Annotated in this window: 6 protein-coding genes; 1 reads left to right on the forward strand and 5 read right to left on the reverse strand. The window is 72.3% G+C overall.

Annotated elements, in window-relative coordinates:
- Positions 1-436 precede the first annotated feature (436 nt).
- Positions 437-1,705 carry a tyrosine--tRNA ligase gene (gene tyrS / locus ACFWA9_RS37445; protein ID WP_380393730.1) on the reverse strand — a complete coding sequence of 423 codons (1,269 nt, stop codon included), beginning with the start codon at positions 1,703-1,705 and terminating at the stop codon, positions 437-439.
- Positions 1,706-2,044: 339 nt separating this feature from the next.
- Between tyrS and ACFWA9_RS37450 the strand changes: the two genes are divergently transcribed.
- Positions 2,045-2,569 (forward strand): HNH endonuclease, encoded by a 525-nt coding sequence (locus ACFWA9_RS37450; protein WP_329490154.1) that lies wholly within the window; start codon positions 2,045-2,047, stop codon positions 2,567-2,569.
- Between the two features lie 62 nt (positions 2,570-2,631).
- On the opposite strand, the gene ACFWA9_RS37455 is transcribed toward ACFWA9_RS37450, so the two are convergent.
- From ACFWA9_RS37455 to ACFWA9_RS37470, 4 genes are all read right to left on the reverse strand, one after another.
- Positions 2,632-4,611, reverse strand: coding sequence for a PQQ-binding-like beta-propeller repeat protein (locus ACFWA9_RS37455; RefSeq protein WP_380393726.1), 1,980 nt, complete (start codon positions 4,609-4,611; stop codon positions 2,632-2,634).
- Between the two features lie 161 nt (positions 4,612-4,772).
- Complete coding sequence (locus tag ACFWA9_RS37460; RefSeq protein WP_329490152.1) at positions 4,773-5,075, reverse strand: 4a-hydroxytetrahydrobiopterin dehydratase; 303 nt, start codon at positions 5,073-5,075, stop codon at positions 4,773-4,775.
- Between the two features lie 38 nt (positions 5,076-5,113).
- Positions 5,114-5,290, reverse strand: a complete 177-nt coding sequence (locus ACFWA9_RS37465) for a DUF1272 domain-containing protein (RefSeq protein WP_329492298.1) — start codon at positions 5,288-5,290, stop codon at positions 5,114-5,116.
- An 88-nt stretch (positions 5,291-5,378) separates the two neighbouring features.
- Positions 5,379-6,137 carry a sulfite exporter TauE/SafE family protein gene (locus ACFWA9_RS37470; protein ID WP_329490151.1) on the reverse strand — a complete coding sequence of 253 codons (759 nt, stop codon included), beginning with the start codon at positions 6,135-6,137 and terminating at the stop codon, positions 5,379-5,381.
- Positions 6,138-6,434: the final 297 nt, after the last annotated feature.

Genomic DNA, 6,434 nt, shown 5'->3' on the forward strand with positions numbered 1-6,434 from the left:
GGAACGGACACTTCCTTCGGACCGCCTTCCAGCGGGCCCTCCGGGCGCTTCGTTCTTTCGTGTTTCCAGCTTACCAGATGTTTTCCGCTCCGTTTTCCGGAGTTTCATTCATCCGACCCTTGCTGGGAAGGTCCGCTTTTCTGCGGCGACCTCCACATTAGCTTATTCCGGGACTGGCCCGAAATTCCCCGCTCCCACCGTTCGACGAAAACGCCGAGCGACCCAAGTTAATGGGCGACGAGTGAGAGTTGGACTTGCCGATTGCGATGGCCGCTCGGCTGACCCCCGGCTGCCTCTCGGCCCGCCGTGTGTCCGCCCGCTTCAGCGACTCGTCCAACACTAGGCCAGTCGGAGGAGGACGTCAAACACCGGAGGGCCGGATCTGTCCAGATCCGGCCCTCCATGCTCAAGACCGCAGGTCAGCGGTGGTGCTTTTTCAGCCGGCCGAACCCAACTCGACGGCGGCCAGGTTGCGCTTGCCACGCCGCAGGACGAGCCAGCGGCCGTGCAGCAGGTCGGCCTCGGCCGGCATCGCCTCCTCGTCCGTCACCTTGACGTTGTTGAGGTACGCGCCGCCCTCCTTGATCGTCCGGCGGGCGGCCGAGCGGCTCGGCGCCAGACCGACGGCGACCAACAGGTCGACCACCGGCTGGAGTTCGGCCACCTCGGCCCTCGGCACCTCGGCCAGCGCGGCGGCCAGGGTCGGCGCCTCCAGGTCGGCGAGGTCACCCTGGCCGAAGAGCGCCTTGGAGGCGGCGACCGCGCGGTCGTACTGCTCGGCGCCGTGCACCAGGGTGGTCAGTTCCTCGGCGAGTGCGCGCTGGGCGAGACGGGCGGCGGGGCGCTCGGTGGTCTCGCGCTCCAGCTCCTCGATCTCCTCCTTCGAGCGGAAGCTGAAGATCCGCAGGAAGGTGGAGACGTCCCGGTCGTCCGCGTTCAGCCAGAACTGGTAGAAGGCGTACGGGGTGGTGAGCTCGGGGTCGAGCCAGACCGTGCCCGACTCCGTCTTCCCGAACTTGGTGCCGTCCGCCTTGACGATCAGCGGAGTGGCCAGCGCGTGCACGGACTTGGCCTCGGCCTTGCGGATGAGGTCCGTGCCGGCGGTCAGGTTGCCCCACTGGTCGCTGCCACCGGTCTGCAGCGTGCAGCCGTAGCGGCGGTTCAGCTCCAGGTAGTCCATGCCCTGGAGGATCTGGTAGCTGAACTCGGTGTAGCTGATGCCCGCGTCGGAGTTGAGCCGTCGCGAGACGGCCTCCTTGGCGATCATGTTGTTCACGCGGAAGTACTTGCCCACGTCGCGCAGCAGGCCGATGGCCGACATCCCGGAGGTCCAGTCCAGGTTGTTGACCATGCGCGCCGCGTACGGGCCCTCGAAATCGAGGAAGCGCGAGATCTGGCCACGCAGCCGGTCGACCCAGCCGGCCACCGTCTCGGGGTCGTTCAGGACGCGCTCGGCGGTCGGCTTGGGGTCACCGATCAGGCCGGTGGCGCCGCCGACCAGGCCCAGCGGGAGGTTCCCCGCCTGCTGGATGCGGCGCATGGTCAGGATCTGCACCAGGTTCCCGAGGTGCAGGCTGGGGGCCGTCGGGTCGAAGCCGCAATAGAACGTGACCGGGCCGTCCGCGAACGCCTTGCGCAGTGCGTCCTCGTCGGTGGACAGGGCGATCAGCCCACGCCACCGCAGCTCGTCGACGATGTCCGTCACGGTCACGCTTCTCCTTGGATCGGGCGTCCGCCCGGTACGGACCCGGTTCGGTCGGGCCCCGGTACGGAACGGCTCCAGCGTGGTAGAGCCTACGCGGTCCCGGCCATCGGGTTTTCGCCGAGGCGTCCGACCGGGCGGCTGTCCGCAGCGCTCCCGCGGGCCGCGCGGACTCCCGGCGGAACGCTCCCCCTCCCCTGCCCCACCCCTCACCTCCACCGGAAATTCCGTTGTTCGTCGGCCCGGGGCCCCTTCAGAGTGGTCCCACCGCCGTGCGGCGGCAGTGACGTGTGTGGAGACGGTCGTGCCGCCGTGGCACGCCCGGGGAAAGGGTGTGCCGAGGTGCGCAACACGCTGGTTCTGAACGCGAGCTACGAGCCCCTGACGACGGTGTCGCTCCAGCGCGCCGTGGTCCTGGTGCTCCAGGACAAGGCCGTGGTCGAGCAGGCCCATCCGCTGCGGAGCATCCGCGGTACGGGCGTCTCCGTCCCGGTGCCCCGGGTGATCAGACTGCAACGCTACGTGCGGGTGCCGTTCCGACAACAGGCTCCGTGGTCCCGCCGCGGTGTCCTCGTCCGGGACCAGCACCTGTGCGCCTACTGCGGGCGCCGGGCCACCACCGTGGACCACCTGCAGCCCCGCTCCCGCGGCGGGGCCGACAGCTGGCTGAACACGGTGGCCGCCTGCGCCGAGGACAACCAGCTCAAGGCCGACCGGACGCCGGAGCAGGCGGGGATGAAGCTGCTGCGCAAGCCGTTCGTCCCGACCCCGCAGGCCACCCTGATGATGGCGCTCGGCCTGCGCGGCTCGGACCTTCGGGACCTGGCGGACTGGCTGCCTGCCCCGGTGGCCGCCTCCGCCGCGTAGCCGCCCCGGCCGTGAAGGGCTGAGCCCCGGCCGTGAAGGGCTGGGCCCCGGACGGCCGGGGCTCAGCCCTTGGCCTGGTACCCGGCCGCTATCCCGAAGTTGGCCGAGTGCTCGGGCACCGCGACGACCCGGCCACCGCCGATCAGGACGCGGCCGGAGACCAGCAGCGAGCCGGTGCCCTGCGGGAAGTTGCCGCCGACCGTCTCCTGGCCGCCGGCGAGCGCGAAGCGGCTGAGGTGGGCGGGCTGTTCGAGGCGTTCGTCGGCGGCGAGCACCAGCGCGCCGCCGTCCACACCGACGGCCCGGGCGACGCCCTTCTCGGCGGCGGCCGCCTTCCAGCGCTGCTTGCCGCTGTCCAGGTCGTACCCGACGACGGAGATCGCACCGCCGCCGTTCGCCGGGGCCAGCGTGGTGACCATCGTCCGGTCCTGGAAGAAGACACCGGGGGTGGCCGAAAACGTACCGTGGGCGGCGTCCAGCCTTCCCTCGCCGGCGGCGACCGGTATTTCGGCGGCCGGGTCGCCGGCCGGGCCCCAGGCGAACACCTTGTCGTCCTCCGGCCTGGCCCCCGTGGTCAGCACCACGGAGGGCTCGGCGGAGAGCACTGTGACCGTCTTCGGCTGGTTGTTGAGGCCGCGCCACCAGCTCACCTTGCCGTCGGCGGTGTTCAGCGAGACGGCCTGGTCGACGGGCGTGGAGTCGGCGCAGGAGCTCGCCACCATGACGGTCTTGCCGGTGACTCCACCGGAGAGGGTGCAGAACTTGCCCTGCCCGGTGTACTGCCAGACGTCCGCGCCGTCGGCCGACTCCCAGGCGACCACGTGGTCGTCGCCGACCGCGATCACCTTGTCCTCGGTGACGCCGACCCGCGCGGTGTAGCCGCCCTTCGCATCGGAGAGCGGCTTGCTCCACGCCGTCCGACCGGTCTTGCTGTCGACGGCGGCCACCACCGTGCACGGGCTCTTCGGGTCCGGCCGGCTCCGGAAGAGCACGGCGCCCAGACCGGCCTGGTTGACGCCCGCCGAGAGCCCGCAGGGAGCGGCCCCGGCCACCGGGGGCTGAACCGACCAGGTCGGCTTGCCGGCCGCCAGGTCGTAGGCGTGGACGCCGGTGGCGTCGGCCCGCACCACCGCGTCGGCCAGCAGCCAGCTGCCGACCAGCGTGTCGTCGGTGCCCGGCTGGAGTGCGGCGGCGGGCTGGGCCGACCAGGCCTTGGCGTGGGCGATGGTGAAGCCCGGTTCTCCCCCGGCGGCGGCCGTGCCGCCGCCCTGCGCACCGACCGTCACGGCCGCCGCCACCAGGACGCCGAGCGCCGCCACCCCGGCGCCGGTCCGGACCATCAGGGCCCGCCGGCCGGGGGCGTGGTCGGCGGAGACCACCGCGTCGGCCGCGGCCCGGGCCTTGGACCCGAAGCCGGCGGACGGCTTCCCGGCCCCCCGCACGTCCGCGTCCGCGCGCACGTCCACCGCGGCGCCACGGCGCCGCCCGGTCGACCGGGGGCCACCACCGGCGGGCTTCGACGCGACGACGGCGGCCGGGGCGGGCTCGGGCTCGTCAACCGGCCCGGGCTCGCCGACCGGCTCGGGCTCGGGCTGGGGCTCGGGCTGGGGCCGCACATAGCCGTCGGTGGAGTACGCGGCACCCGGCGGGGCGTACAGCTCCTCACCGGTCGGCTGCTGCGGGACGGCGTACGGGGCGTACTGCTGCTGCCCGTAGTCGCCGTACGGGTAGGACGGCTGGTGCTGCCCGCCCTGGCCGTACCCGGTCTGGGGGTACTCCGCGTATCCGGCCTGCGGATAGCCCGTCTGCGGATAGCCGGCCCCCGGGTAGCCGGTCTCCGGGTAGCCCGTCTGCGGGTACGCGGTCTGCGGGTAGCCGCCCTGCCCGTGGCCGTGCGGCAGGTGGCCGTCGGCCGGGTGGCCGGTACCGCCGTCGTACCCGTGGCCGCCCTGCCACTGCTGCTGGTCCGGGTACGCCGTCTGCCAGTCCTGCTGCGGGTACCACGGCTGCTGTGCGGCGTCTCCGAGGGGATCCTGCGCCATCCGTTCCGTCCCTCCCGACCGCCGGCGATGCGGCAGTCAGCATCTCACGCCGCCCGGAGCGCCTCCTTCCGGCCTCGACGGGGCCGGAAGGAGGCCCCCTGAGGCACCACGAGGCCGGTGCGGCACGGGTGCGGGCAGGTGCGGGACAGGCCCGGGAGGCGTCAGGCGGACTCGGCCCGCAGGGCGGCGTCGATGCGGCCGGCCAGGGTGACGTCCAGCGAGGTGAGGCCACCCGCGCTGTGGGTGGAGAGCGCGAAGTGCAGCGTCCGCCAGCGGATGTCGATGTCCGGGTGGTGGTCCAGCGCCTCCGCCTGCTCCGCGACCGCGACGACCACCCGGATCGCCGCCGGGAAGTCCGCCGCGTCGGCGGTGCGGACGATGCTGTCGCCGTCCCGGCTCCACTCCGGCAGATCGGCCAGGGCGGCCGTGATCTCGTCCTCCGTCAGACGCGCTCTGCTGCTCATCGAACCGCTCCCGGGTGTCGGGGGTGACTGGTGAAGGGTCAGGCCCTCCGGCGCGGACGGGGCACCAGTTCGCCGCCGCAGTTGGGGCAGGTGGCGGCCATGGCCTCGGCACAGTCCGGACAGAAGGTGCACTCGTAGGAGCATAGGGACGCCGGGCCGTCCGCCGTCAGCGACACCGCGCAACGTTCGCAGGTGTCCCGCATCTCCAGGGCCATGGCGTCCTCCACATCGAATTCCGGGAACACGTCGAACAAGTCAGACAGCTCGGACAGGTCGAGAAGCACCGCGGCGACCGGCGGACCGTCAGCTGACGAGCAGCTTGGTGACGGCCACCAGGCCGACCACCACGATCACCCCGCGCAGCGCCGGCGGCGGCAGCTTGCGCCCGACCTTGGCACCGAGCAGGCCACCGCAGAGCGAGCCGACGGCGATCAGCCCGGCGGCGGCCCAGTTGATGGTCGAGGTGAAGAGGAAGAACACCGCGGCGACGCCGTTGACGATCATCGCCAGCGCGTTCTTCACCCCGTTGATCCGCTGCAGGTCCTCCTGGAGCAGCATGCCCATCAGGGCCAGCAGCAGGACGCCCTGCGCGGCACCGAAGTAGCCGCCGTAGATGCCGGTCAGGAAGACGCCGGCGAGCAGCGCCAGGCCGCCGTCGGGGTCGCCGCCGGGCCGGCGCCGGGCGGCGACCGCCTTGGCCACCCGGGGCTGGATCACCACCAGGACGAGGGCCAGCAGGATCAGCACCGGCACGATGGTGTCGAAGGCGCTGCTCGGCAGCTCGATCAGCAGCACGGCGCCGACCAGGCCGCCGAGGAGGGCGGCGATGCCGAGGCGGACCAGCCGGCGGCCCTGGTCGGCCAGTTCCCGCCGGTAGCCGATCACACCACTGAGCGAGCCGGGCACCAGGCCGAAGGCGTTGGAGACGTTGGCGGTGACCGGCGGGATGCCGACGGCGAGCAGCACCGGGAAGGTGATCAGGGTCCCGGAGCCGACGATCACATTGATCATCCCCGCGCCGACACCCGCCACCAGGACGGCGATCGCCTCCCAGAGCGTCATGGGCCACCTCTCGTCTCGGACCTGTCCGAGGCGATCATGCCGGACGGCGGGGTGCCGCTACCAGGGTCCGCCCACGATTCGGGACGTACACCACACGCCCGTTCACCGGAGCCGACGGACGCACGACGGGCGCACGACGGAGGCCGGGCGGGCGCACCACGAATACCGGGCGGAGGCGGAGCAGGCCGAGGGCCCGCCACCCGTGGCGGTTTCTAAGGGTCGTTGCAACACGTGGTCGGTTGTTCAGGCCGCGAGCAGTTTATGCAGGCGCTCGGCTGGGGTTTCCCAGCCGAGCGT

It is taken from the genome of Kitasatospora sp. NPDC059973 (assembly GCF_042737525.1).
GTDB lineage: Bacteria > Actinomycetota > Actinomycetes > Streptomycetales > Streptomycetaceae > Kitasatospora.